Source organism: Acinetobacter sp. AC1-2 (genome assembly GCF_016124155.1).
Classification (GTDB): domain Bacteria; phylum Pseudomonadota; class Gammaproteobacteria; order Pseudomonadales; family Moraxellaceae; genus Acinetobacter; species Acinetobacter calcoaceticus.
Genome location: NZ_JABFFO010000004.1, coordinates 252,940 through 277,674, shown reverse-complemented (window position 1 = coordinate 277,674; position 24,735 = coordinate 252,940). Strand labels below are relative to the sequence as shown.

General features: G+C 38.5%; 27 protein-coding genes, 1 tRNA gene and 1 rRNA gene. 11 read left to right on the top strand and 18 right to left on the bottom strand.

The window, feature by feature from the left end:
* The first annotated feature begins 4 nt into the window (after nt 1-4).
* Nucleotides 5-119: ribosomal RNA gene (gene rrf, locus HL290_RS14745) — 5S ribosomal RNA — on the top strand.
* A gap of 134 nt (nt 120-253) precedes the next feature.
* Entirely contained in the window at nt 254-784 is a 531-nt protein-coding gene (locus HL290_RS18890) for an NMCC_0638 family (lipo)protein (RefSeq protein ID WP_413784448.1), read from the top strand.
* A gap of 60 nt (nt 785-844) precedes the next feature.
* Here the strand turns inward: HL290_RS18890 and HL290_RS14730 are convergent, their stop codons facing one another.
* The 3 genes from HL290_RS14730 to HL290_RS14720 all read right to left on the bottom strand — a co-directional run bounded on the left by HL290_RS14730 (nt 845) and on the right by HL290_RS14720 (nt 4,198).
* Nucleotides 845-2,218, bottom strand: a complete 1,374-nt coding sequence (locus HL290_RS14730) for a dihydrolipoyl dehydrogenase (protein ID WP_198496870.1) — start codon at nt 2,216-2,218, stop codon at nt 845-847.
* A gap of 83 nt (nt 2,219-2,301) precedes the next feature.
* Nucleotides 2,302-3,498: a hypothetical protein gene (locus tag HL290_RS14725; protein ID WP_198496873.1), complete on the bottom strand. Its 1,197-nt coding sequence runs from the start codon at nt 3,496-3,498 to the stop codon at nt 2,302-2,304.
* A 364-nt stretch (nt 3,499-3,862) separates the two neighbouring features.
* On the bottom strand, nt 3,863-4,198 hold the full coding sequence (locus HL290_RS14720) for a TIGR01244 family sulfur transferase (RefSeq protein WP_005036085.1): 336 nt from the start codon (nt 4,196-4,198) through the stop codon (nt 3,863-3,865).
* A gap of 189 nt (nt 4,199-4,387) precedes the next feature.
* On the opposite strand from HL290_RS14720, the gene HL290_RS14715 reads away from it, so the two are divergent.
* Genes HL290_RS14715 through HL290_RS14705 form a run of 3 tightly spaced genes read left to right on the top strand, consistent with a single transcriptional unit; the run spans nt 4,388 to nt 6,143 of the window.
* A complete protein-coding gene (locus tag HL290_RS14715; protein ID WP_198496869.1) occupies nt 4,388-5,284 on the top strand; it encodes an alpha/beta hydrolase in 897 nt (298 codons plus the stop codon).
* Entirely contained in the window at nt 5,285-5,722 is a 438-nt protein-coding gene (trxC, locus tag HL290_RS14710; protein WP_004638738.1) for a thioredoxin TrxC, read from the top strand. It begins immediately after the preceding gene.
* Nucleotide 5,723: 1 nt separating this feature from the next.
* Entirely contained in the window at nt 5,724-6,143 is a 420-nt protein-coding gene (locus HL290_RS14705) for an acyl-CoA thioesterase (protein WP_003655113.1), read from the top strand.
* A 39-nt stretch (nt 6,144-6,182) separates the two neighbouring features.
* On the opposite strand, the gene HL290_RS14700 is transcribed toward HL290_RS14705, so the two are convergent.
* Both HL290_RS14700 and HL290_RS14695 read right to left on the bottom strand, forming a co-directional pair.
* The gene (locus HL290_RS14700) at nt 6,183-6,677 is read right to left on the bottom strand and encodes a DUF4442 domain-containing protein (RefSeq protein ID WP_005036088.1); all 495 of its coding nucleotides are present in this window, start codon (nt 6,675-6,677) and stop codon (nt 6,183-6,185) included.
* A 35-nt stretch (nt 6,678-6,712) separates the two neighbouring features.
* Complete coding sequence (locus HL290_RS14695) at nt 6,713-7,201, bottom strand: YajQ family cyclic di-GMP-binding protein (RefSeq protein ID WP_004638746.1); 489 nt, start codon at nt 7,199-7,201, stop codon at nt 6,713-6,715.
* A gap of 91 nt (nt 7,202-7,292) precedes the next feature.
* Between HL290_RS14695 and HL290_RS14690 the strand changes: the two genes are divergently transcribed.
* Nucleotides 7,293-7,607 (top strand): rhodanese-like domain-containing protein, encoded by a 315-nt coding sequence (locus HL290_RS14690; protein WP_004638747.1) that lies wholly within the window; start codon nt 7,293-7,295, stop codon nt 7,605-7,607.
* Between the two features lie 37 nt (nt 7,608-7,644).
* Here HL290_RS14690 and mnmC read toward each other — a convergent pair whose 3' ends face one another.
* Genes mnmC through HL290_RS14670 form a run of 4 tightly spaced genes read right to left on the bottom strand, consistent with a single transcriptional unit; the run spans nt 7,645 to nt 10,963 of the window.
* Entirely contained in the window at nt 7,645-9,519 is a 1,875-nt protein-coding gene (mnmC, locus tag HL290_RS14685) for an FAD-dependent 5-carboxymethylaminomethyl-2-thiouridine(34) oxidoreductase MnmC (RefSeq protein ID WP_198496868.1), read from the bottom strand.
* A 23-nt stretch (nt 9,520-9,542) separates the two neighbouring features.
* The gene (locus tag HL290_RS14680) at nt 9,543-10,007 is read right to left on the bottom strand and encodes a hypothetical protein (protein WP_198496867.1); all 465 of its coding nucleotides are present in this window, start codon (nt 10,005-10,007) and stop codon (nt 9,543-9,545) included.
* A gap of 4 nt (nt 10,008-10,011) precedes the next feature.
* Nucleotides 10,012-10,314 carry a YciI family protein gene (locus HL290_RS14675; RefSeq protein WP_004789071.1) on the bottom strand — a complete coding sequence of 101 codons (303 nt, stop codon included), beginning with the start codon at nt 10,312-10,314 and terminating at the stop codon, nt 10,012-10,014.
* 34 nt (nt 10,315-10,348) lie between these two features.
* On the bottom strand, nt 10,349-10,963 hold the full coding sequence (locus HL290_RS14670; RefSeq protein ID WP_003655122.1) for a septation protein IspZ: 615 nt from the start codon (nt 10,961-10,963) through the stop codon (nt 10,349-10,351).
* 44 nt (nt 10,964-11,007) lie between these two features.
* On the opposite strand from HL290_RS14670, the gene HL290_RS14665 reads away from it, so the two are divergent.
* Nucleotides 11,008-11,859, top strand: coding sequence for a PHP domain-containing protein (locus HL290_RS14665; protein ID WP_004638753.1), 852 nt, complete (start codon nt 11,008-11,010; stop codon nt 11,857-11,859).
* A 4-nt stretch (nt 11,860-11,863) separates the two neighbouring features.
* On the opposite strand, the gene HL290_RS14660 is transcribed toward HL290_RS14665, so the two are convergent.
* The gene (locus tag HL290_RS14660; protein ID WP_005064169.1) at nt 11,864-12,775 is read right to left on the bottom strand and encodes a bestrophin family protein; all 912 of its coding nucleotides are present in this window, start codon (nt 12,773-12,775) and stop codon (nt 11,864-11,866) included.
* A 61-nt stretch (nt 12,776-12,836) separates the two neighbouring features.
* Nucleotides 12,837-13,556 carry a RadC family protein gene (gene radC / locus HL290_RS14655; protein ID WP_198496866.1) on the bottom strand — a complete coding sequence of 240 codons (720 nt, stop codon included), beginning with the start codon at nt 13,554-13,556 and terminating at the stop codon, nt 12,837-12,839.
* Between the two features lie 99 nt (nt 13,557-13,655).
* Between radC and coaBC the strand changes: the two genes are divergently transcribed.
* Nucleotides 13,656-14,909 carry a bifunctional phosphopantothenoylcysteine decarboxylase/phosphopantothenate--cysteine ligase CoaBC gene (gene coaBC / locus HL290_RS14650; RefSeq protein ID WP_005050195.1) on the top strand — a complete coding sequence of 418 codons (1,254 nt, stop codon included), beginning with the start codon at nt 13,656-13,658 and terminating at the stop codon, nt 14,907-14,909.
* A gap of 64 nt (nt 14,910-14,973) precedes the next feature.
* On the opposite strand, the gene secF is transcribed toward coaBC, so the two are convergent.
* The 7 genes from secF to queA all read right to left on the bottom strand — a co-directional run bounded on the left by secF (nt 14,974) and on the right by queA (nt 22,569).
* Nucleotides 14,974-15,939, bottom strand: a complete 966-nt coding sequence (secF, locus tag HL290_RS14645; RefSeq protein WP_198496865.1) for a protein translocase subunit SecF — start codon at nt 15,937-15,939, stop codon at nt 14,974-14,976.
* Nucleotides 15,940-15,947: 8 nt separating this feature from the next.
* Nucleotides 15,948-17,849, bottom strand: a complete 1,902-nt coding sequence (secD, locus tag HL290_RS14640; protein WP_004638762.1) for a protein translocase subunit SecD — start codon at nt 17,847-17,849, stop codon at nt 15,948-15,950.
* A 51-nt stretch (nt 17,850-17,900) separates the two neighbouring features.
* Nucleotides 17,901-18,230, bottom strand: coding sequence for a preprotein translocase subunit YajC (yajC, locus tag HL290_RS14635; protein WP_003655131.1), 330 nt, complete (start codon nt 18,228-18,230; stop codon nt 17,901-17,903).
* Nucleotides 18,231-18,327: 97 nt separating this feature from the next.
* Complete coding sequence (gene tgt, locus HL290_RS14630; protein ID WP_004638765.1) at nt 18,328-19,461, bottom strand: tRNA guanosine(34) transglycosylase Tgt; 1,134 nt, start codon at nt 19,459-19,461, stop codon at nt 18,328-18,330.
* Between the two features lie 153 nt (nt 19,462-19,614).
* Nucleotides 19,615-20,184: a LemA family protein gene (locus HL290_RS14625; protein WP_198496864.1), complete on the bottom strand. Its 570-nt coding sequence runs from the start codon at nt 20,182-20,184 to the stop codon at nt 19,615-19,617.
* An 82-nt stretch (nt 20,185-20,266) separates the two neighbouring features.
* The gene (locus tag HL290_RS14620; protein WP_198496863.1) at nt 20,267-21,295 is read right to left on the bottom strand and encodes a hypothetical protein; all 1,029 of its coding nucleotides are present in this window, start codon (nt 21,293-21,295) and stop codon (nt 20,267-20,269) included.
* A gap of 236 nt (nt 21,296-21,531) precedes the next feature.
* Nucleotides 21,532-22,569, bottom strand: a complete 1,038-nt coding sequence (gene queA, locus HL290_RS14615; protein WP_198496862.1) for a tRNA preQ1(34) S-adenosylmethionine ribosyltransferase-isomerase QueA — start codon at nt 22,567-22,569, stop codon at nt 21,532-21,534.
* 182 nt (nt 22,570-22,751) lie between these two features.
* Between queA and HL290_RS14610 the strand changes: the two genes are divergently transcribed.
* The 3 genes from HL290_RS14610 to HL290_RS18840 all read left to right on the top strand — a co-directional run bounded on the left by HL290_RS14610 (nt 22,752) and on the right by HL290_RS18840 (nt 24,346).
* Nucleotides 22,752-22,838: transfer RNA gene (locus HL290_RS14610), tRNA-Leu, on the top strand.
* Nucleotides 22,839-23,043: 205 nt separating this feature from the next.
* Complete coding sequence (locus HL290_RS18845; RefSeq protein WP_320158884.1) at nt 23,044-23,685, top strand: tyrosine-type recombinase/integrase; 642 nt, start codon at nt 23,044-23,046, stop codon at nt 23,683-23,685.
* Between the two features lie 217 nt (nt 23,686-23,902).
* Nucleotides 23,903-24,346: a hypothetical protein gene (locus HL290_RS18840; RefSeq protein WP_320158885.1), complete on the top strand. Its 444-nt coding sequence runs from the start codon at nt 23,903-23,905 to the stop codon at nt 24,344-24,346.
* The last annotated feature ends 389 nt before the right edge of the window (nt 24,347-24,735 follow it).

The window sequence follows — 24,735 nt, the reverse complement described above, 5'->3', positions numbered from 1 at the left end:
TTGTGCTGGCGACCATAGCAAGAGTGAACCACCTGATCCCTTCCCGAACTCAGAAGTGAAACCTCTTAGCGCTGATGGTAGTGTGGGGTTTCCCATGTGAGAGTAAGTCATCGCCAGCTCATTATTCTAAACACCCTCAACTTAACAGTTGAGGGTGTTTTTTTATGCTTGGAAAATTTAAAATGATAGAATAATTTTGGAATGAATTATGATATAAACCAAATACCTTAAAATGATAACAAGAGTATGAATAATGAAATTTGTAGGATTGAAACTATTTGTCTGTATGCTAGCTATAACACTTGGTAGTAAATCTATCTATGCTAATAAAGCTGTAGAAAGTTTATTTAGCACAAAAGCTTTTTTAAATATTTGTGTTAGTTCTAGAGGAAATCCAGAAATAATAAATAGACAAGCAAAAAATATGGGTTTTATTCAAATGCCTAATGAGTATGCTGCACATTTTTTAAAAGATTATAATGGGAGCGCTTGGATGATAAGCTCTTCAGAAGGGAAGTTTGTTATTACTCAACTCGATAACGGTGTATGTTCATTATTTATAAATAAAGGAAACTCAACTGAAATTCAGAAGAGTTTAGAAAGCTGGTTGCCCCCTAAATCTACTGGTTTAACTTATAAAAAGGAAATATCTAAAGATAAAAATTTGACTACAACAAATTATATTATTTCTAAAGATGGAAAGGCTTTAGAGACATGGATATATACTAGTTCATCTGAAAAGAATGCTTCACTAGTTGCAGTTATTTCCCATCAAATGAATTAATTAAAACAATTTAATGTATAGAAGAACCAACTTTTATTAAAAGAGCTCTTCTAAAATTGATTATTTCAACTGTCTACGTGCATGTTTTAAAGCAGTTCGAAGACCTTCTTCTAGAGTTGGATGATAAAAGGGTTTCTCTAAAATGTCATTTAAGGTTAAACCTTCGCCTATTATCCAGCTTAATAGGTGAGCCATATGTTCTGTTGCTTCTGTAAATAACTCAGCACCCAGAAGCTTTTGACTTTCTTTATCTATATAAACCTCAATACCTCCTTTGTTTTTTCCAAGGACGATAGCTCTACCTTGTCGTTCATAAGAGGCTTCGCCAGTAATAAAGTCTATACCAGTCTCTTTTAGTTGTTTAGAACTTTGCCCAACGATCGCCATTTCTGGATCACTAAATACAATTCCTAATGGGGTAAGAGTCTTAACTGAATTGATTTGTGGATAGTTCAAACAGTTATGAACAACTTTTTTCCCCTCATGTGCTGCTTCGTGTTGTAATGGTGTTAAGGTATAAGCATCACCGACAATAAAAATTGGATAGGTCTCTAATTGCTTGGTTTTTGCATTTATAGGTAATGACTTAATATCTTTAAAAGAATCATCAATATTTTCTAGTTTTAAAGTATCAAGCAAACTTGAACGGCCTGTTGCAACTAGAACATATTCAACTTTGAGAGTTTTCTCTTTTTCTTCAAGTTTGTAATTTAATATGACACCCTCAGAATTACATTTAACTTCACTTGGTAAAGTCTCGAATAGAATTTTTAACTCTTTCCCTAGCTCTTTTTGCGCAAGTTGTTGAAGTTTTGAGCTAGTCAGTATCCCAATTCGTTTACTGCGAGCAAATATAGTGGTTTCTACGCCCAAACGATGCAAGGCTTGCGCGATCTCAAGGGCAATCACACCACTACCAATGACTGCAATAGATTTAGGTAGTGTTTTTAATTCGAATATTTGATCTGTTGTTATAAGTTGATTACCGAGTTCTTGCTTCCAGGTTTGATCATAATTAGGAGTTGAACCAACCGCTAGAATAAAACTTTTTGATTGGTACTGTTTCCCGTTAACTTCTACAGTCTGTGCATCAATAAAATGTGCTTTACCAGAAATTTTATGTTCGGCAGGCCATTGTTCTACATCTTTTAAAGTTTCTTGCGTAAAACGATCACGTAAAGTTTGTACGTGCTGCATCACTTGATCAGTATTAATTTTTGCAGATACATCCAAAGCAAACTCTTGAGCATTTTGAATGTTAAACATACGGTTTGCTGTAGAGATGAGGACTTTACTTGGCATGCAGCCTACACGAGCACAAGTGGTATCCCATGGTCCATCATTTATAATTAAAAGATTATTAGTGTGTTTAACTGCTTCTTTATATGCGCTAATACCAGCGGTACCTGCACCAATGATAATAATATTGAACATTTTTCATTAAGCTATTTTAATAGATATTTAGAATATATAGAAAAACCCTCTTGAACAGAGGGTTTGGTTCTAATTATTTAGCTTTAAAATGTAAATTTTTGCATAAAAGGAGTTTTTAAAGTGGTTGAAACAGTCCCATTTTGATTTATAGACTGACCTTCGATGCTTATACCATTAATGACATGCTTAAAGTCTAATGTAGTTCCATTCAAGCTTTGTTTAAAAGTAAAAATATTTTGTCCTTCTAAATAAATACTGCCATTAAATTTTTGTGCATTCGTCGTTGAAGATTCATTCTCGACGCGACTTCCTTCAAGGCTAGTAATACTTGGTAGGCTTAATATTTGCTGATTACTTGATTTTACTTTGTATGTCGCATTGTTCGTATTGCCTGGAGTAGAGTTCACAATAAATGAAATTGGCTCAGCAAAAGGAACATTAGGATTATCATTAATAAGTACGTTGAAACCAGAACCACCCTGAACTACGTAGAGATCACCATCAGTTGATGTATTATCTTTATATACACTCATTGCACCAGTAGTAACTTCTTTTTCAGTGGGTTGACCTGTTTCTGGATCTTGAACAATAGTCGTTGTAGTAATTTTATAATCGCTTGTAGTGGCGTTAATTAATACAAATCTTTTTTGCTTGGTTTGTTCCAGTCCCCATGACTGTTGGAATGGATACGCAAAGGCTCCAGTAATTGTTACATCTTGGAAGTTTTTATCATTATTTTCATTTTCAAAAATATAAATTCTGGTATTTGATTGATAATCCTCTAAATTTGGAGATGTATTATCGCTTGCCAGTTTAATATTCTTTAAATCATCTGCTGTAATATCAAAGTCCCAATCATTATAACCAGAGAGCAAAGTTTTAATTTCTTCACCTTTAAATACGTAGCAGGCACGGTAGTCTGTAGTACTCTTTAGAAAGCATTTTTCACGATAGTGATCAGAATATTTGGTAAGATCTACTTTTCGAATATCTAAGGTTAACTTGAGTGGGCCTTGAGCGAAGGTGTCTAGTGCGTGATCAATGTAACCTTTTGATAACTTTTCATCGTTAAGATCATAGGCGCCAAACAAATATTTTCCTTCTTGCTTTACGCTATTTAAAACAGAAGTAGCCAACTCTTGATCTGTTGATGGTGTGGTTGGTGTTGTTGTAGAGCCAGAATTTGAATTTTGGTTATAGTAGCCATCACCGCCACCTCCACCACAAGCTGTCAAAAAAGCAGCCAAAGTAATCCCACATACCCCATGAGTAAGTTTCATCATTATCCCCAATTAAAATGATAAGTTATTTAAAATAATTTTTTAGATTTATAAAATAACATATACTTCATGAGGTTGCTCATTATATTTATGAGCAGTTAGCTAATTAAATTCTTGTACCCATAGTTACTCCAACTGTAGGCTTTACTTGCATTGATGAGCATGCTGTAAGAATTAAACAGGTTAAAAGAGCAAATATAAATTTATTCATGAAAATTAATAAATGATTCAAAAAGATTTAAATACTTTAGATCAATATTATTTTTAGTTCTGTTGAGTTCGTGCAGAGATATGCAAAATAAGTTATCAAAAAACCCTACTTTAAAGAAGAAATAGGGTTTTATAAAATATTAATTTCTTAAAATTAATCGTCTAGCAAATCCATTTGTTTTGCTAATTGATATAGGTTGTTTGAGCGGTTTCCTGTACGGCAGAACATAAGTACAGGTTTTGGTAACTCATTGTAATGATTTGCGAAAGTACGTACATCCAGTTCTGTAATCTGTCCAGCTACAACAGGTTGATAAACGTAGTCTAAGCCTACTTGGCGTGCTGCTTCTTCAATTTGAGCACTTGTAGGTTGTTCTGGGCCGCCTTCCATATCTGGTCGATTATTAATAATCGATTTAAATCCTTTTTCTACAACTTGGCCAACATGCTCTGGACCAATTTGACCTGCGAAACCAACATTCTCTGACATTTCGTCACTCCAAAATTTAACAAAACCTCTTATGCTGTATCATAGCATTAAGCTTAACCTGAGATACAAGACACTCGTGTGTTGTTCTGACTGAGAAAGTTATGCCTTATAGCTAAGTTATAAATTTTAAAAATGATCATCAAGCTATTTTAAAATTGGTTATTCATATTCTATTTCAACGGAGCACATATGCACGCTTATACGGTTGAGCCTTTATATGTTCCATGTGGTCAGGAAACGATCGCAGCTGATTTTTATATTCCAAAAACAAATAAGAAATCTGCCGTTATTATTATGGCCCATGGTTTTGCTGCGTTGCGTCAATTTAAATTAATCCAATATGCTCAGCGGTTCGCTCAAGCAGGTTATGCTGTTATTTTGTTTGATTATCGATATTGGGGTGGGAGCACTGGCAAGCCAAGAGAAATGGTCTCCATCAACTCACAATTAGAAGATTGGAAGACAGTAATTCAATACGCTTCTACCTGTAAACTTGTGGATAATCGAAGGATTGTTTTGTGGGGGACTTCATTAAGTGGGGGATATGCGCTAAGTCTGGCGTCTGAATTAAAAAATATTCAGGCAATTTTAGTACAAATTCCTTATGTCGATGGTGCTGAAACTGCCAAGCTTTATCCTTTGCAACGCTATCCTCAAGCATTGAAGTTATCGAGTCAGGATTATATGGGATCAAAAATGGGGCTTAATCCCAAAAGATTGCCTGTCGTCGATCAACATAATTTATGCTTTATGCCTACAGCTGATAGTTATTATGGTTATTTATCGATTGTAAATCCTGACTATTATTGGAGTGGGGAAGTCCCAGCCCGTGTCTTTTTTAATTTGATGCGATACCGTCCAATTCAAGTTGTACGCCAGATTAATATTCCAGTTTTATTTATTGCGGCCCAAAAAGACTCACTTATTCCTATTGAGTCCAGTCGCGAAGCTGCGACAAATATTGCGCCTTTTGTGAGTTATCATGAGTGGAATATGAAACATTTTGATATCTATCACGGTTCATGGTTTGAAAAAGCAGTGATAACCCAATTAGAATTTTTACATCAGCATATAGGAGTGGTGTAAATGATTATTGTATGTGCATCGTGCGGTGCAAAAAACCGAGTTCCGGAAGAAAAACTTCCTGAGCAACCAAGCTGTGGGCAATGTCATCAGCCATTACTACCGCTTGCACCTATTGAGTTAAATGAGCAAAATTTTAGTAACTACATCACGAATAGTGATCTACCTATTTTCATAGACTTATGGGCAGAATGGTGTGGACCTTGTAAAATGATGGCGCCACATTTTGCGCAGGTCGCAAAACAGAATCCAGGCGTTATTTTTGCCAAGATTAATACCGAAGAATCTCCTCGCTTGAGCCAAGCTTTTCATGTGAGAAGTATTCCGACACTTGTCTTAATGAATAAAACGACAGAGGTCGCGCGTATTAGCGGTGCATTACGTGCGCCTGAATTGCAACAGTGGCTTGATCAACAACTTCAAACGAATTTCGGGAGCTAAGGTGTCAGAAGCTTATACCAAACCAGAAGGGGTTTTATCCTTACAAACGATTGCCATGCCAGCCGATACAAACTGGAGTGGTGATGTCTTTGGTGGATGGATTGTGTCACAAATGGACTTGGCTGGAGCAATTCACGCAGAACGTTTCAGTCGTGGCCGCTGTGCTACGATTTCCATTAATCAAATGACCTTTTTGGTTCCAGTAAAGGTTGGCTTTGTCATTAGCTGCTATACCAAAATCTTAAAAGTTGGAAACACTTCTATTCAGATGCAAATTGAAGTTTGGGATAGTCATGATGACTCTCGCGAGCCAATACGTATTACCGAAGGAGTTTTTACCTTTGTAGCAGTGGATGTAAAAGGTAATAAGCGTCAGATTCCTGAAGAAGCGAGACACAAGTTTTTAGCATCTTGTGAATAATAAAAAAGCCCAAATTCAAATTTGGGCTTTTTTTTATCTTTATTTTTTACGTTTAGGTAACCATGCCCACAGCATTTGGCACTGGATTGGTTCATTGCCTGCATCATCAATCACAGTAACCGGAATCACAAGTTCACCTTTCTCATTATCCGCAATAAACTTTTGCTGTTCAGCAGATAACGTTGCTGTGGCAGTCAAACCGCCTTCAACCACTTTTAAATAATCCACATGCAATGATTTGATTAATAAAATGCGGTTATCAGGAATGTGTAAACCCGTTAGGAAACCAGTCGCAGTTTCTGCTAAAAGAGCCATAGCAGCAGCATGGACTCCTTTAATATGATTCTGCATATTTTTTTGGTTTTCTAAACGGACAGTAACGTGGTTTGAGTCTACTTCCAGATAGCGAATATTTGCTGTACCCACCATTGGCACGATACGACCAAACGCCTTGCTCCAAAGTGTACTCCGAATACCTTTAGGGAATTTTGAAGTCGCTTTTACCAGTTTTGATAGACGATTGGATTGAGACATGGAATTACCTTAGCTTTAAATGTCACGACAAGAGATTAATCTTTAAAGTTATTAAACTGTAATGGCACACCAAATTGTTGTTCACGTAAAAAATTCATCACTTGTTGTAAAGTGTCGCGCTTTTTATCCGTTACACGAATTTTGTCGCCTTGGATAGAAGATTGCACTTTAACGCCACTTTCTTTAATGGCTTTATTAATTTTTTTTGCAGTATCTGAGTCAAGACCGTCTTTAAGTTTAATTACTTGTACAAAATTTTTGCCTGAAGCAGCAGCTTTTTGCGGGTCTAGAGCTTGTACATCAATTTTACGTTTGTAAAAATGATTTTCTAACATGTTGTAAACTTGTTCACACTGGAAATCGCTTTCGGTACTGATTTTAATTTCTTTATTTTTTTCGTTTATTTCGACTGAAACATCATGACCACGAAAGTCAAAACGTGTTGCAATCTCTTTTTGTGTGTTCTGTACAGCATGATTAACTTCAAAAATCTCTAATTCAGAGACAATATCGAAAGAAGGCATAGTTTAGACCTTTACAAAGGGAAAGAATATTTGAGATGCTAAGAGGGTTTTCTTCATTTGCCAAGTGTTGTTTACATCAAAGGAGTGCACAATGATCCGTAAACAAGAAATTACAACATTTGAATTCCCAGAAAATGCTGTTATCTGGGATGTCCGTGATACAAATGCTTATGCAGAAGGGCATGTTAAAGGTGCGGTAAATCGCCCGATTAATGATTTGAATGCTGATATTTTGAACCAGGTCTCTGCGGGTCAGCCGATTTATATTTTATGTGGTGGTGGTAGCAAAGCTCCTCGTGCAGCTGAGACACTAGAAGGATTCGATGCCTCGCGTGAATATGTCGTGCTGATGGGGGGGACACGTGCAGCTCGTGATGCCGGCTTGCCTCTAGAGCAGGGCGCATAAAAAAAAGCACCTTCGGGTGCTTTTTTATGGAATTGAACTATTGTGGTTTGAAATAAGGCTTTTTAGGTTTTACTTTTTTTTGGAATCGTTGCGGATTCAATTTTTGTAATAAGCGGTCCGGTACTGGACAAGCTTCTCCTAACATTTGGGCAACTAAGATCTCACTGCATAGCGGAGCAAATAAGAAGCCCTTAGAACCAAGACCAGCAAAAGTAGCAATTCGGCTATTCTCCTGCATTTTTCCAACGAGAGGAAAATAATCTAAGCTTTGTGCGCGGATAGATGCTCGGCCTTGCCAAGTAGTTGTAGAAGGCAATTGTTGTGCATATTTAGGGAATACGCTGTGGATTAATTCAAAGTTATGCACATGGTCTTCTGGCACTACTTCTTGATCCTCACGATTTGGGTAGAAAGACGCACCTAAAATCATCTGTGAAGCATTAAGTTGCATACAGTAGCCGCCATAGCTATAAGCTTCCTGTATAGGTAGGGGAGCAAAAGTATTGTCAACCCAGCTTACTTGCCCACGTATTGGTTTTAACTGTGGATAGCTTTCAAAAAAAGTCGCGCTTTGACGTGCACAACACACAACAACATTGTCTGCCTCTGCAATAACTTCATTGCCAGTCTTCAATTGAACTTTATTTTCACAAGATACAAGCTCTGTAATATTGAGAATTTTTAAATCGATCAAAGGATGTTGCAAAATTTCATCACGTAGTTGATGTGGTGAAACAGAACCCGCTTGGGTAAGTAAAACACTTGAATATGCAGTTTCAAGTGAGTTCGTTGAGTGAGTAACAACCTGAGCTGGATATTGATTTACAAGATCGAGAAGTTCGTCTGCATTTTTCAAGGCGATTTGTTGTATTTGAAGTGGACGAAATGCTTGAAAATTTTTATAAAAATTCAAGGCATGTTGCCAACTTAAGGTCATCAGATGTTCATGACTTTGCTCAATTGGGCATAGTTTTGGATTAAGCAGGGCTAAAGGGTTTCCAGAAGCGCCAGATAATGCTTCTGTTCGCTCATATAGGGTGACTTGATGTCCACGCGCTGCATATGCCCACGCCGTAGTTAAACCTGCTATACCGGCCCCAATAATCGCAATATGCTGTTGTCCCTTACCCAATGAGTGAGCTAGGTCTAATGGGGAGGACTCATCATCAGATTGAGGTGGGTTCCAGATCGCTTTGAGCATTTCACGTTTATGCCGAAAACCACGTGGACGAGAAATATTAATACCATGTGCTTTTAGCCCACGTTTTAAAACACCCGCGACACTAAAAGAGGAAAATGTACTGCCATAGTCAGAAAGACGGACAATATTGTTTAAAACGTTTTGTTCCCACATGTCTGGATTGCAAGAGGGCGCAAAGCCATCTAAAAACCAAGCATTTACTGCTTTAGTTTTAGCCATGCTTGGGAAAATATCTTGTGCATCCCCTAGCCATAAGTCGATGCTAAAACGCTCTTCAGGGAAGCTTAAACGATGACATCCGGCAATAGGTAGCGGATATTGTTCAATTAACTGGTCTGCAAGTGGTTTAAGCTCATCCCAGACATTTAAAGCGCGAATGAGGTCGGCTTTAATTAATGGAAATTTTTCAACACTAATGGCGTGTAAATGGCTTTGATTATCAGGACGGACTTGTTGCCAAAGTTGCCAAAGTGCAAGAATGTTTAAACCCGTACCAAAACCGGTTTCTCCTACACTGAAGTATTCAAAATCTTTTAGATTGGCTAATCGTTCTGATAAGTCGTTACCATTTAGAAAAACATGCCGTGTTTCAAGTAGGCCATTATCTTTAGAGAAATAGACATCACCAAATTGTTTGGAAATGGGAACCTCGATACCATCGATTAATTCCCAGTCCAGTTCTGCTGTTTGTATACGGTTTGATACGTTCATTTAGTTTAATAGATCGCTTGGATTTACCACTGGCGTCGACGTTTTGTATGGATATAACTAGAGATAAAGAAACCCAGTAATACGCCACCAGCTAAGGTAACCGCACCATATAAAAACATTTGCGCACTACGTTCGCTTTGTAAGACTTGGACCTGAACAGAGAGGCTATCATTTTTTAACTGTAACTCTTGGTTCTGGGCGAGTGCTTCAAGATTGGCATGTTCTAACTGTTTTAAACGAGATGCCTGATCTTGAACTAAAGCTTTGATTTTCGCATCTTGCTGTTGTTTATTCTTTGCAAGTTGCTCAGCCGTGAGTGGTTTTGTTGCGGTCGACGCTGTTGTAGCAGCTGTTGGAACTGGCTGATTCGCAGCCTGAGTTGAAGAAGCACTTGGAGGTGTCGTTGCTGGTGTGGCAGCAGGTTCAACTGCATTAGCAGTTGAACAGATCAAACACAAGCCGAGAAAGCTTTTGATTGCAGGGTGCATATGATTACCCTTTTGGAAATGCTTTATTAAACGGTTTTACATCAATATGAGCGTAAATGCCTTCTTTGAGAAATGGTTCTTCTTTTAACCATTCGTCTAATGCTTCGCGACTGTCGAATTCAACAATCATGGTGCTGCCATAAAAACCTGCTTGAGGATCATTCGGGTCTTTTGGCATAGCTCCTGCTGTAACAAGGCGGCCTTCATCATCAAGTTTTTGCAAACGTTCGATATGCTGAGGGCGTATTGCCAAGCGTTTTTCTAAAGTTCCTTCGTTATCGGTACAGCTTAGAACAAAAAAGGGCATGTAATCGTATCTCTGTAATCAATCAGGAATCATTTTAAGCTTCAGGTGACTTAAAATGTTTACGTAAAATAATGAACTGAATAATGATAAATGAAAACATGACGATCATGTCACCAAATGCAGTGAATTCACCCCAATATTTTCCGCCGTGAAATAAAAACGCGAAGAAGATATGTAAACAAGACATCACCACAAACATGACTGCCCAAGCAAAATTTAGATTTTTCCAACCTTTTTCACTTAAGTCTAAAATAGGGTCAAATAGACGTCGTATGAGTGGCTTACGATCTTTACCAAACCAAGGTGAAACTAAGAATGCACCTGCAAAAACCAAATTCAAAATCGCAGCTTTCAGACGAATATAGAAATCATCACTTAACATGAGGGTGATGCCACCAAAAATAACAGTCATAAACAATACAAACCACTGTTGTTTATCTAGACGGAATTTTTGGAAAACAAATAGGGCACCATATACCACAAGCATTGAAATAATTAAGCCAGTAGTTGCTACAAGAATATTATTATTATCGGCACCACCAGCAGACCCGATCAGTTTAAGTAAAGGATGCTGTGTATCGGTTGGATCAACTGTTTTATATAAATAGAAGAAAATAATTAATGGAACAAAGTCCAGAAGTGCTTTCATGTTAGAGTATCTGATCCGGTTTGGTGAATGGCATAGTATAAAAGATGCAAGGCATAGATTTACATACACATAGCAATATTTCTGATGGAACTTTGTCTCCGGAATTACTGGTGCAAGCTGCTATAGATGTGAATTTGCATACTTTAGCTTTAACTGATCACGATACAATGGATGGGTTGCAGCGAGCTAGAATTGCTGCACAAGGTCATGATTTAAAAATCATTTCTGGTACAGAGATTTCAAGTCAGTGGTCACGTCCAACAACGAAGAAGAGTTATGGCGTACATATTGTTGCTTTAAACATGCAAAATGAAGCACCAATTTTAGAAGCATTAGAACAACAAAAAAGAGTACGAGCGCAAAGAGCTAAAGTAATTTGCGATTTATTAGAAAAATGTATTGGTTTTCAGATTTATGAGGATGTTCTTGCTAAAGTAGAAGATCAGGCAGATCGCATCACCAGAACACACATTGCTAAAACACTCGTCGAGAAAAAAGTTGTAACCCGCCCTCAACAAGCATTTGATCGTTTCTTAAAAGAGGGAAGACGTGCTTTTGTAAAGTTTGAAGGATTAGGGTTAAAAGAAACAATTGACATGATTCACGAAAGTAAAGGGTTGGCAGTTTTAGCACATCCGACTCGTTATGATTTATCTGCAACTAACGTTCGATATTTAATTGAATTGTTCGCAACTTCAGGTGGAGATGCAATTGAGTTACCTCCACCGATGGAAACTTTATCTACTCGCCAGATGATTGATCGGATGATTGAGCAATATCAATTAGCCGTATCGATTGGCAGTGATTTTCATGGTGAAAATATGCCATGGATTAAACTGGGAAATACACCTAAGCCAACGGCTAATCAGCAAGGTGTTTGGGAACGTTTTCTCTAAGCCATTACAACAAGTTATTATCTTGAGCTTGAATTGGTGGTGGGGTAGGTTTCCCCAAAGTCCCTAAAAGTTCAATTTCGATACTACGTACCATGGCATCTAAAGGTAAATCATTACTTTGAGTACCGAAAGGCTCTTCAATCTCCGAGCTGAGTGCATCAAGTCCTAAAAATGTATATGCCAAAATTCCCACCAGTAAAGGTGTTGCTAACCCAAGCAATGAACCAAGACTAAATGGCAACATAAAACAGAAAAAATAGACAGTGCGATTGAGCAAAACTGAATAGGCAAATGGAATAGGCGTATTGGCGATTCGGTCACAGCCTGTTTGCACAACGCTTAAATCTGCAACATTTTTATTCATCTGTGCATAGATGATGTCTGAGATTTCACCTTCTTTAAGCGCTTGCAATAATTCCCAGTGAATGAGGCTAAGTGTGTACTGAGGGGCATTATTTTGCTGATAGAGCTGGGTGAGTGCTTGCTGGCTCATGCCGCTGGTTTGTATGAGCTCAGTTGGGTTAGCGGTCTGACGACGTAAACGATCACGTAACACATTAGCAAAAACAATCACATGCTGAATAACACGTTCACGGCGGGCTTGAGTCAAAATTCGGCAGTCACGGTCAAAATGGCGTGAAGTTGCAATTAAAACGCCCCATAATTTTCGGGCTTCCCACCAACGGTCATAACATGCAGTATTTTTAAATCCCAAGAAAATAGAAAGTACGACGCCAATAAGGGTAAAGCCAACCAAAGGAATCTCTGGAAAGCGATAAAGATTGATATATTCTACGCCCCCAATGATTGCCGAAATCAGCATAACGACCCCTAGAGAGGGTAAAATTTTGGGTAAAATTGTCCCTCGCCAAGAGAATAATACTTTGAAAATACTAGGCTGCTCACGAACAATCATTTTATTTTTAACGTCACTATTTTTGCTTTGATCTTCTAGGCTTAGTGCCCCTTTGTCAATATCATTGAACTGATATTATTGTTGGGTTGAGCAGTTGTTGTTCAGCAAATGAAAAGCTTCCTTCTGGTGAGATAATAAAATGATCCAAGAGGCGTATTTCGACAAGCTGACAGGCGTGTTCCAGTTGCTGAGTTAAGGCAATATCTTCGGCAGAAGGCTGCGCCGAACCAAATGGATGATTGTGTGCAATGACCAGTTGGCAAGCATGTTGTTGTAGGGCGTAACGTAGGGTTTGATTGACTGAAACCGCACAATGTTGAACTGACCCAAAAAATAACTTTTTAAAATGGAGCTTTCTTAATTCAGGATCTAGACAGAGCACTGCAAAGACTTCTTGTTTCTCGCCTTTTAATTCGTAGCGCAAATAATCCAAGACTAAATCAGACGTGTGAAGGCTGAGATTATTTTTCTGAAAGTGATGATCGAGATAACGCCGCCCGAGCTCTTTGACTGCCAATAATTGTGAATATTTTGTTGCTCCAATTCCATTAAATTGAGTTAACTCACTTAACGATGAATCAAATACTGCATTTAGGCTACCAAAGTGCTGAATGAGTAACCGTGATAATTCGACTGCTGAATGTTGTCGTGAACCTGAGCGAAGAAAAATCGCGAGTAGTTCTGCATCTGATAGACTTTGCGGACCTTGTTGTAATAACCGTTCTCTTGGCCGTTCTTGTTCGGGCCAATTTTTAATAGAAGTATTCATATTCCCCAGCATAATTCGCTTAAAATTTTATTTTGTTTGCCCAATCAATCTTGGGTCTGCGCGTATTTAATGCTATTGTGAGCGCCACTGCAACAGTAAGGTATCCTGTTCGTGAGCTTTGATCTAAGTGTTATTCCTCATAAAAACATTGTTTTAGCTGTCACTGGCGGAATTGCTGCCTATAAAAGTGCCATTTTAGTCCGTCGCCTTAAAGATTATGGCTTTGACGTGCGTGTGGTCATGACACATGGCGCTCAGGCATTTATTACCCCACTAACGTTTCAGGCTCTTTCTGGTAATCCCGTTCATACTGAACTTTTAGATCCTGCGGCTGAAGCTGGGATGGGACATATTGAATTAGCGCGTTGGGCTGATTTATTACTGGTTGCGCCTGCAAGCTGCGATACTTTGGCAAAATTTGCGCATGGTTTAGCAGATGACTTGCTCAGTACAGTGTTTTTGGCAACAAAATCTCCTGTGTGGGTTGCGCCTGCCATGAACCAGCAAATGTGGGCAGCCAAAGCAACACAACGAAATTTACAAACCTTGGTCGAAGATGGCGTGCATGTGATTATGCCGGATGCGGGTGAGCAAGCGTGTGGTGATGTCGGTTTAGGCCGTATGCCAGAGCCAGAAGAAATTGCAAGGCAAGTCGCTGGCTATTTTCATCAGGCTCAACGTGCAATCGCTGAAAAATTTGGCTTGTTGGCTGGAAAGCGAGTTGTGATTACCGCTGGACCAACGCGTGAAGCGATTGACCCTGTTCGTTATATCTCGAACCACAGTACTGGTAAAATGGGCTTTGCTTTAGCCGCTGCTTGTTACGCTGCTGGTGCACAAGTGACGCTAATTGCTGGACCTGTAAGTTTAGATACACCAAATGGTGTAAAAAGAGTAAATGTTGCCTCAGCACGACAAATGTTAGATATCAGCATGGATTCGTTAGAAACAGGCTGTGATATCTTCATTGCAACTGCTGCAGTTGCGGACTATCGCGTAGCAGAAGTTGCCGAGCATAAAATTAAGAAGGCAGGGGATGAGTTGAATGTATCTCTTGTGAAAAATCCGGATATTGTGGCAACCATTGCGGGTCAGGAAAAACGTCCATTTATGGTGGGCTTTGCAGCCGAAACACAAAATGTTGAAGAATATGCAGCAGGAAAACTAGTCGCTAAAAAACTAGATATGATTGCATGTAACGATGTGTCTCGTGCAGATATTGGTTTTGCTTCTGATGAAAATGCCATGACGGTTTTCTTTGCTGAAAACTATCACATGAAAAAGCGTGAGTTAGAGAAAGCATCTAAACAAGAAATTTCGCAACAGTTGGTTGAAGCGATTTCGGATGCATTGCGCCGTAAATAATATGCTTTAAATAAAAAAACCGCGAATGAATCGCGGTTTTTTTATATGTCTTACTTTATCCAACTTAAGGAATTTCATCTTCAAATTCAGGTTTAACCTGAACGATGAAGTCCTGACGGTTAAGTCCACGCCATAAGGCAAAAGCTGTACCGATATAAATTGAAGAGTAAGTACCTACAAAGACACCAACAAACATTGCAACAGCGAACCAGTGTAGACCATCACCACCTAAGAACATCATTGCTAGAACTACAAGCAATAAGGTCATTGATGTATGAATGGTACGACGTAAAGTTTCGGTTAAAGCAATATTGATGATTTCACGAGGAGTCGCTCCGCGAATTTTACGGAAATTTTCACGGATACGGTCTGACACTACAATGTTATCGTTAAGCGAGAAGCCAATGACAGCAAGTACCGCAGCTAAAACCGTAAGGTCAAATGGCCATTGGAATAATGCAAAAGCACCAATAATAATGATGATGTCGTGGAATAAAGACATCACGGCACCCATCGCGAGTTTGAACTCGAAACGGATCGTCACGTAAATCAACATTAAGATAAGTGCAAGTGCAACCGCACCAGCAGAGCGAACATAAAGCTCGTTACCAACTTGACCACCTACAGAGTCCACTTTATGAACTTCTGCGGCATTGTTTGGCAACTGTACAGCCTTAGTAATCGCGTTATTAAGGTCTTCAACCTTAACTTCTTGTACCGGCATGCGCACAAGTAAGTCTTTATTGCTACCAAGTGTTTGTACTACAGCATCTTTAAAGCCAGCTTTGTCGAGTGCCTGAATAACTTCAGACTGATTTGCTGGTTGAGCATAGTTAAGCTCAGCTGAAACACCACCGGTAAAGTCCAAACCAAGGTTAAGACCCTTAGTTACAATAAAGAAAATACTCGCTAACGTAATAAGGATCGAGAAGATTGCCGCAGGTTTGGCAATCTTCATGAACGGGATGATTTTTGCATCATCCGGACGTCCATATTGTTTTGAATCTTGTTGAGTCACTTTAGTCATCATCGATCTCCTTAAATGCTCAACTTTTTCAAATTACGGCGTTTACCATAAATGATTTGTACAATTGCGCGAGTCACTGTAATTGCAGTAAACATCGAACACACAATACCAATCATTAATGTTACGGCGAAACCTTTGATCGGGCCTGTACCAATTGCAAACAAAATGAATGCAACGAGGAACGTCGTTAAGTTCGAGTCAAAAATGGTGTTGTAGGCTCGATCATAACCGGCCACAATGGCCTGTTTGGGCGATGCACCCCAGAGCATTTCTTCTCGAATACGCTCACATATCAATACGTTCGCATCGACGGCCATACCAATGGTAATAACGATACCCGCAATACCTGGTAAGGTGAGGGAAGCCCCAATCCATGACATAACCGTTAAAATCATTGCCAAGTTAACAACGAGTGCAAAGTTAGCGATTAAACCGAATAGACGGAAGAAAACCACCATCCAGATTGCAACAAGCAAGAAGCCGATTTGAGTTGATAATACGCCCTTATCAATGTTTTCTTGACCAAGGCTCGGACCAACTACACGTTCTTCAACAAAATACATTGGCGCAGCCAAAGCACCTGCACGTAGCATTAATGCAAGTTCTGATGCTTCTTGAGGAGAACTTAAACCGGTAATACGGAAAGTTGAACCTAAAACGGCCTGAACTGTTGCAGCATTGATGACCACAGATTCAGTGTATGGAGTACGAACTTCTGTTTGTGCACCAGTTTTAGGATCTGTGACATAAGTAATTTTTTGCTTATTTTCGATGAACAATACCGCCATGCGTTTACCAACAGCATTACGAGTTGCATCGGACATAAGCTTACCGCCAGCACTGTCGAGAGTAATATTTACTTCGGCACCACCAGAGTCTTGGCTAAAGCCAGAACTTGCATTTTGAACACGCTCACCCGTCAAGATACGGTTACGTTGCAACAAAAGTTGACGACCGCTATCTAAAGACTCATAAGCAAAAACTTCTGTGCCCGGAGGTAAAGGTTGACCATTATATTTACCTGTATATGGGTCAATATATTGATCATTTGCGTCAGAAACCAAACGGAATTCGAGGTTTGCAGTACGGCCTAAAACACGTTTCGCTTCAGCTGTATCCTGAACACCCGGTAATTCAACGACAATACGGTTGCTACCCTGACTTTGTACCAATGCTTCTGCAACACCAAGTTCGTTAATACGATTACGTAATGTTGTTAAGTTTTGATTCACCGCATATGACTGAATTTCTTGGCGACGTACATCAGTATAAGAAAGCTTTAAAGTAGAACCTGTAGAGCTTGCTAATGCCTGTTGGGTATATTCATTCCCATTACGACGTAAAAAATCCATTGCTGCATCACGGTCAGCATTGTCAGCAAATTGAACAGTGATCACATTATTGGTTAATGCAAGACTATTAAATTTGATCTTGTTTTCACGGAACTGACGACGCAAATCGGTGGCAGAGGTTTCCATACGTTGGGCAACGGCTTTGTCCATATCTACTTCAAGCAAGAAGTGGACACCACCACGTAAGTCCAAACCAAGTTTCATTGGTTTAGCCCCAATCTTTTGCAACCATTCCGGTGTGGTTGGTGCAAGGTTTAGGGCAACAACATATTGATCACCTAAGTCACGGCGTAATACTTCTTTTGCTTTCAACTGCGCTTCAGAAGAGCTGACACGCAATAGGGCAGCATTATTTGTAAAAGTATTATCGTGACTTGCAATATTTGCTGTTTTTAAAATTTGCTCTGCTTTTTGCACCACACTTTGATCAATTTGGGTGCCAGCTTTGGCACCGGAAATTTGAACGGCGGGCTCATCCGGATATAGACTAGGCAGTGCGTATAATGTACTGATTACCAGAACAACCAGAATCAGTAAATATTTCCATGCAGGGTAACGCATTCGCTTTCTTCTTAAATGAAAAAGCCGTGCTAAAGCACGACTGTTTTATGATTAAAGGTTATTTAGAGTGCCTTCAGGTAATACTGAAATTACGCTGGCACGCTGAATTTTTACTTCTACACCACGGCTAAGTTCAACAACTGCATAGTCACCTTCAATTTTGGTCACTTTGCCCATTAAACCACCAGCGAACACAACTTCACTACCTACACCTAAGCTCTCGATTAAAGAACGGTGCTCTTTAGCACGTTTTGCTTGAGGGCGCCAAATTAAGAAATAAAAGATTGCAACGAATACGACAATCATCAAGATGTTTGGCAAAATACCTGTAGTTGGGCCAGCTGCCGGTGCTGCATGTGCAGCAGAAATTAAAAAGCTCATTTTGATTTCCTAAAGTTAAAAATATGAGTCAGATACCTGACATAATCCTAATTCGTTTTGCAATTTACCTTGTCTTGAGGTTGAGCGCAAATCGGGCTTATTCATCAACCGGACATGGTGGAACTTCTAAACCACGACGGGCATAAAAGTCCTGAACAAATTCATCAAATGTGCCATTCTCTAATGCATCACGCATACCTTCAGTTAAACGTTGGTAATAACGTAAGTTATGAATAGTACCGAGCATAGACGCTAACATCTCTCCACATTTTTCAAGATGGAATAGATAAGCACGGGTAAAGTTCTTACAAGTGTAGCAATCGCAATGTGGATCGAGCGGGCTCTGGTCATGGCGATATTTACTATTACGAATACGTACCAGACCATCAGTGACAAAATAATGACCGTTTCGCGCATTACGGGTTGGCATTACACAGTCGAACATATCGACACCGCGGCGCACCGCTTCAACGATATCTTCCGGTTTACCAACGCCCATCAAGTAACGCGGTTTATCTTGTGGCATTTTGCTTGGTAGATAATCTAAAACTTTGATCATCTCATCTTTAGGTTCACCTACAGATAAACCGCCAATCGCATAACCATCAAATCCGATTTCAAGAAGACCATTTAAAGACTCATCACGTAAGTCTTCATACATACCACCTTGAATAATGCCAAATAATGCATTCTTATTTTTGAGCTCATCATGATGATGGGTTTTACAACGTTTTGCCCAGCGTAAAGAAAGCTGCAATGATTTTTGTGCTTCTTCATGAGTTGCAGGATAAGGTGTACATTCATCAAAAATCATGACGATGTCAGAGTTCAAAACTTGCTGAATTTCCATAGAAATTTCAGGAGATAAAAATACTTTTGAACCATCAATCGGTGAGCGGAAAGTAACACCTTCCTCTTTGATTTTGCGCATTGCGCCAAGACTAAAAACCTGGAAACCGCCAGAGTCAGTCAAAATTGGCTTATCCCATTTAATAAAGTTATGTAGACCGCCGTGTTCTTTAATAACTTCGAGACCCGGACGCAAATATAAATGGAATGTATTTCCTAAAATAATTTGTGCCTGAATATCTTCGATATCACGCGGTAACATACCTTTGACTGTGCCGTAAGTCCCCACTGGCATAAAAACAGGTGTTTCAACAACACCATGCTCTAAAGTTAAACGACCACGACGGGCGCGCCCCGACTGACCTAATTTTTCAAACTTCATCTAAAAATCCTGAACACGAGCAGAGGCGAAGAAACAGTTCGCTGCTAAAAAGAGAGCTATTTTCCTTGATTCTGCGATGTAGTTCTACTACTAAATGTAGCTGGCTATAAAATAGATAAAATTTTCGCTAAGTTACAGACTGTTTTTTTCCTATTAAAAATTAGGTTTATAGTCAAAATTTTCATTAACAAGATTATCCTTAAAAGGACGAATCGCTTTCTTAGATAAAGTTAATGTATTGATGAGATTGTTAGGGAATACTTCAATCTGATTGTTGAACAGCTCGACATTACGGTTAAAAATGGTAATAGCCGCACCCACATTTTCATTTTGTTCCTGAATGTCATCCATCATTTTGCTATAAAGTGAATCGGCTTTAAGCTCAGGATAATTTTCAACAACGACATTTAAGCTACGAATCAGTTCTTTGCTCATTTTCTCGATTTGTTGGAGCTGAGAAATATCAGTGTTATTCACATTTAAATTAAGAATTTGCTGACGTAATTCAGTGACTTTTTCTAATGTCGATTTTTCAAAATGAGTATATTGATTAAGTGTTGTCTCAAGCGCCTCTAAAGTTTTGACTTTTTGACGTTCGAAATTGGCAACCTCAGACCAAGCACGTTTGGTCGCATTAAAATAACGTACGATGGTATTACGGATGTGAATGCCCCAGACAATCAGTACAACAAAAATCCCCAGGAAAATAAATAAACCAGTCATGGTCAGTTCCTTATTGTTATTCCCTCAGTTTACTTTTTAACTTCTCATTTTTATGAGTCGACAATTAAGTAATACGAGAGATTTATTTAATTAAGTTCAACATTAATTGCTGAAATTTTTCATATTGCGGCATGGTCATGGTACGTAAGTGCCCACGCAATGCTGAAACATCATGAATTTCACTTTGCTTACTGGTGGTCTGAAAAAGATTTTGCTCACCCAGATAACACAAAATTTGTTCTTCGTGATGATAAATTAAATCACCTGTAAAGTGCTGAAAAAAATCATGTAATTTTAAAGTTAAGCTCGGGCTGACCTCTTTGGCTAACTGATGTTGATTAACCCCAAAAATATTAAGTTCTTGGTTAATCAAAATATCACTACTTTGCCATTTACTGCTGTAGGGAGTAAAAAAACGAGAACGCTGATTGCTGACAGCAATACCTAGGGCAGGCATTTCAAATATAAAAGCGCCCCATAGGTCTTTATGAATTTCTTTTATAATTTTTTTATCGCTACTTTGATCTTGAATAATTGGTATTTCATTAACGTAATGATATTGAAATAGCAAGACTTGATGATCGGTTACGCCATCGTTCCATGTGACAGAAGCATATTGGGTAATTTCATTAGATTCAGTCCCTCGGTTAAACAGTGGAAAATACTGTTTTAATTTGCTCAGAACTAAAACTGGCTGCGCATGAATAGGAAGATAAGCTGGCAACTGCTGAAATTGTAAACCATAACGCAATATCACCATGCGCTGTTCTAGATAACGAATGACTTGTGTTAAGGGTTCTTGAGATTGATAGAGTAAATACGCTAAAAACCCCGTTAAAAAGGCGCCTAAAAAGCTCCAAATATATTGAATATACGGATGAAGAAAATAGCCAAAGGCCAATATTGTGATGCTGCAAATTGCAAGTAAGTAGGGGAGCACATTAAAAAAGCGAAGGTTGTGATCTTCACGCCAAGGATGTAAAGCATTTAAAAGATCTTGGGCTGAATGAGATTTTTGTCCAGCATCCCAAAGTCGAGCAATATTGCGAAAAACCTGTGTATTTTTTTTACGTCTTATATGAAGAGCTTCTTGTACGGTATCGATTGGCATGGAGGTAATGAGTTGATTATGATAGAAAAGTGCTATCTAAGATTATCTTTTAAATTGAAAGAGATAAATACTAAATGCTTTTAAATTAAGAATTTGTCTTCAAAAAATTGATGCTTGAGTTTTATTTATAAATTTCTGCAACACACTGGGTTAAATTCATGATTTTTTATTGTAAATATCTGGGCTGGGTTAAACCTTTTAATTCACCAGTGTGGTTTAACCCAACCTTAATTTTTTTAAACTTCTACCTTATCAATCAGCATTGCATCGCCATAGCTAAAGAAACGATAGCGGCTTTTAACTGCATGTTCATAGGCAGCCAAAATGTTGTCTCGATTTGATAGCGCTGATACCAACATGAGCAGGGTAGATTCTGGTAAATGGAAGTTGGTAATTAAGCGGTCTACGATGCAGAACTGATAGCCCGGATAGATAAAGATTTGCGTGTCGCCAGTCCAAGCTGCGATTTTACCGCCATGAGCTTGAGCTGCACTTTCTAAAGCACGTGTTGCAGTTGTACCTACGGCAATCACTTTATTGCCACGTGCTTTAGTCGCCAAAATTAAATCAATGGTTTCTTGAGGAACATCACACCACTCACTGTGCATGATGTGGTTGGTAATGTCATCAGTACGAACAGGCATAAATGTGCCGGCGCCAACGTGTAAAGTCACAAAAGTTTTTTGAACATTTTTTTGTTCTAACTTTGCTAATAATTCTTCATCAAAATGTAAGCTTGCAGTGGGTGCGGCAACACTGGCAATTTTTTCAGGATTATGGAAAACCGTTTGATAACGTTCGGTGTCAATTTCTTCTGCTTCACGGTTAAAGTAAGGCGGAATAGGTAACTGACCATATTGCTCAAGGACAGGCAAGATTGGCTGTGAAAACTCAACCACAAATAAATTTTCGTGACGGCCACGGACAATCACAGGAATATTATCTGCACCAACAAAAAGCTCAGCACCTGCTTTAGGTGAGTTGCTCGATTTAATATGACAATACGCTGTGGTGTGGTTCAGCATGCGCTCAACCAAAATCTCAATAGCACCGCCTGTAGAACGTTTTCCTTTAAGTCGAGCTTTCATTACTTTGGTGTCATTGAGCACTAGCAGATCACCTTCTTCGAACAGATCGATAATGTCTGTGAACATGTGATCGTGATATTGACCCTTTGAGTCTAAGTGCAACAACCGTGAAGCACTACGTGATTCAAGAGGGTAACGGGCAATAAGTTCATCAGGTAATTCAAAGGAAAAGTCAGACAGTTGCATATTTAGAAAAAAACACCGCAAAAATTGGGCCTAGTATAAACTTTTTCGCTTTTTTATGGCTGTGCTTCTGGCTTAAATCATGAAAAATGTTTAAGTGATCTAAAAGTGAACGATAATATTCACTTAGGGTTTGACAAGTTTTACAAACGCGCTAATATACGCAACACAAACATACTTCCTCTCCCGAGGTGGTGAAATTGGTAGACGCGGCGGACTCAAAATCCGCTGTCAGAGATGACGTGTCGGTTCGAGTCCGACCCTCGGGACCATATTCAGAATCGTAAGATTCTACAAAAAACCCCTAAGCTAACGGCTTAGGGGTTTTTTGTTTTAGAAAACAAATATTTATGCTCCATTAACTAATTGATTTATAAAGTTACTCAAAGTTTTTCCTGAGAAATTAGCCCTCTTGATAGAAATAATAAACATCCATATAAACATCCAGAACTTCTTCTAAATGTTAATGAAATCAGAATGGCTAGGATTGTTAAACCTTTAACTGTTACTCAAATTGATGCTTCACAACCTAAAGATAAAGATTACAACTTATCTGATGGTGAAGGACTTTACTTACGTATAAGAGCCTCTGGAACAAAAACGTGGATATTTCAATATAAGAACCAGCAAGATGTTCGAGTAGTGATTACTATAGGAAACTACCCACAATATAAATTAGCCTTAGCTCGTGAAAAGAAAAGAGATTACTTAAGTATCTTGGCAGAAGGTAAAGACCTTAAAGAATATTTAGAATCATTAAAAAAGAAGTCTACTCAAGAACTTTCACTTGAGGTCATAACACGTACATGGTTAGAACAATATGCAGTCAAGAAGTCTCTAGATGAAGAGACTAAGAGAAAAAGAGTTAGGAAATTTGAAAATCATCTGTTTCCTTATATTGGGCATTTGCAAATAACAGATATTAGGTCCAGCGATTTAAGACTGTTACTAAACAAGATTTATGAAAAGAGTGCTGATAATGCACAACGGATACGTTCCGATCTCATCTTAATTTTTAGTTATGCTGTTCAATATGGCTACATTGAAGTCAATCATGCAAGAGAGATGGAAAGTCTTGATTTAACAGTCCCTAAAAAACATAGACCAGCTTATCTTTAGAAAGATTACCTGAGTTAATACGGCGTATAAAAAGTGATACAGGGCAACCTTTAACCAAGTTTGGAATTCTATTAGGTCTACACATTTTTATACGTTCTTCAGAGTTACGGTTTGCTAGATGGAGTGAAATTGATTTAGTAAAGAAGCAATGGGTACTTCCTGCTAAAAGAAATGAGGTAAGGGGCGCTAAGCATTCTGATCGTGGAGCCATCAGCATATTGTTCCTTTATCTGACTATGCAATTGGGATACTTAAAGAAATAAAGCTGATTACTATGGGAAGCGAATATATCTTCCCTAGCTCATATAAAGGTGCTCAATTTCTAGGTGAGAATACATTCAATGATGCTTTAAGAAGGATGGGATATGATACTCAATCGGAACTATGCTTTCATGGACTGAGAGCTATGGCTCGTTCGGCATTAGGTGAGTGTGGGTTGTTTCAGAAAGATGCTATAGAAAAGCAAATGAGTCACCAAGAGCGAAATAATGTAGTGGGAGCTTATACTCACGTTGCTGAGTACTTACAAGAACGAAAAGAAATGATGGAATGGTGGAGCCAATATCTAATTGATATCGAGAGAAAAGGATATATTTCACCCTATTATTATGCTAATCCAGAAAAAAATAATGTAGTTGTCTTTCAAAGAAATATTGCGTAAATGAGAGTATGAGGGAACTTGCTGTGCAGTTCCAAAACTACAAGTTGAAAAGTGGAAATTTTATCCATCATTAAAATTGAGTTTATAAATTATGATTAGATATGTAGCCATAATATTTCTATTCTTATCAGATATAGGGGATATACGATAGATAAGTTTGGACAAGATTTATGTATTAATGAATTATTGCTATTGGAACTATTACTTATTTTGAAGAGTTAAATGGGGTTTCAGCTAATGATCCATCAACGTTAGCGTTGTGTGGCATATTATCTATTATTTTTTCCATAATCTTAATTTTTATAAGAAATAAGTACTTTACACTATTGTTTCTATGATATAGGTATTTTGACGTTTAATATAGTATTAGGTGTTGATTCTTGTGATGA

Bases quoted from the DNA above. Each gene is read 5' to 3' on its own strand.
- HL290_RS14625 (WP_198496864.1), bottom strand. From the start codon at position 20,184: ATGACTGGTTTATTTATTTTCCTGGGGATTTTTGTTGTACTGATTGTC.
- HL290_RS14715 (WP_198496869.1), top strand. From the start codon at position 4,388: ATGCACGCTTATACGGTTGAGCCTTTATATGTTCCATGTGGTCAGGAA.
- queA (WP_198496862.1), bottom strand. From the start codon at position 22,569: ATGCAACTGTCTGACTTTTCCTTTGAATTACCTGATGAACTTATTGCC.
- secD (WP_004638762.1), bottom strand. From the start codon at position 17,849: ATGCGTTACCCTGCATGGAAATATTTACTGATTCTGGTTGTTCTGGTA.
- HL290_RS14730 (WP_198496870.1), bottom strand. From the start codon at position 2,218: ATGTTCAATATTATTATCATTGGTGCAGGTACCGCTGGTATTAGCGCA.
- HL290_RS14660 (WP_005064169.1), bottom strand. From the start codon at position 12,775: ATGATTGTTCGTGAGCAGCCTAGTATTTTCAAAGTATTATTCTCTTGG.
- mnmC (WP_198496868.1), bottom strand. From the start codon at position 9,519: ATGAACGTATCAAACCGTATACAAACAGCAGAACTGGACTGGGAATTA.
- HL290_RS14620 (WP_198496863.1), bottom strand. From the start codon at position 21,295: ATGCCAATCGATACCGTACAAGAAGCTCTTCATATAAGACGTAAAAAA.
- HL290_RS14680 (WP_198496867.1), bottom strand. From the start codon at position 10,007: ATGCACCCTGCAATCAAAAGCTTTCTCGGCTTGTGTTTGATCTGTTCA.
- HL290_RS14670 (WP_003655122.1), bottom strand. From the start codon at position 10,963: ATGAAAGCACTTCTGGACTTTGTTCCATTAATTATTTTCTTCTATTTA.
- HL290_RS14725 (WP_198496873.1), bottom strand. From the start codon at position 3,498: ATGAAACTTACTCATGGGGTATGTGGGATTACTTTGGCTGCTTTTTTG.
- secF (WP_198496865.1), bottom strand. From the start codon at position 15,939: ATGATGACTAAAGTGACTCAACAAGATTCAAAACAATATGGACGTCCG.
- HL290_RS14675 (WP_004789071.1), bottom strand. From the start codon at position 10,314: ATGCCCTTTTTTGTTCTAAGCTGTACCGATAACGAAGGAACTTTAGAA.
- HL290_RS14700 (WP_005036088.1), bottom strand. From the start codon at position 6,677: ATGTCTCAATCCAATCGTCTATCAAAACTGGTAAAAGCGACTTCAAAA.
- yajC (WP_003655131.1), bottom strand. From the start codon at position 18,230: ATGAGCTTTTTAATTTCTGCTGCACATGCAGCACCGGCAGCTGGCCCA.
- trxC (WP_004638738.1), top strand. From the start codon at position 5,285: ATGATTATTGTATGTGCATCGTGCGGTGCAAAAAACCGAGTTCCGGAA.
- HL290_RS14690 (WP_004638747.1), top strand. From the start codon at position 7,293: ATGATCCGTAAACAAGAAATTACAACATTTGAATTCCCAGAAAATGCT.
- HL290_RS14720 (WP_005036085.1), bottom strand. From the start codon at position 4,198: ATGTCAGAGAATGTTGGTTTCGCAGGTCAAATTGGTCCAGAGCATGTT.
- HL290_RS14665 (WP_004638753.1), top strand. From the start codon at position 11,008: ATGCAAGGCATAGATTTACATACACATAGCAATATTTCTGATGGAACT.
- tgt (WP_004638765.1), bottom strand. From the start codon at position 19,461: ATGAAGTTTGAAAAATTAGGTCAGTCGGGGCGCGCCCGTCGTGGTCGT.
- radC (WP_198496866.1), bottom strand. From the start codon at position 13,556: ATGCTGGGGAATATGAATACTTCTATTAAAAATTGGCCCGAACAAGAA.
- HL290_RS18890 (WP_413784448.1), top strand. From the start codon at position 254: ATGAAATTTGTAGGATTGAAACTATTTGTCTGTATGCTAGCTATAACA.
- HL290_RS18845 (WP_320158884.1), top strand. From the start codon at position 23,044: ATGGCTAGGATTGTTAAACCTTTAACTGTTACTCAAATTGATGCTTCA.
- HL290_RS14695 (WP_004638746.1), bottom strand. From the start codon at position 7,201: ATGCCTTCTTTCGATATTGTCTCTGAATTAGAGATTTTTGAAGTTAAT.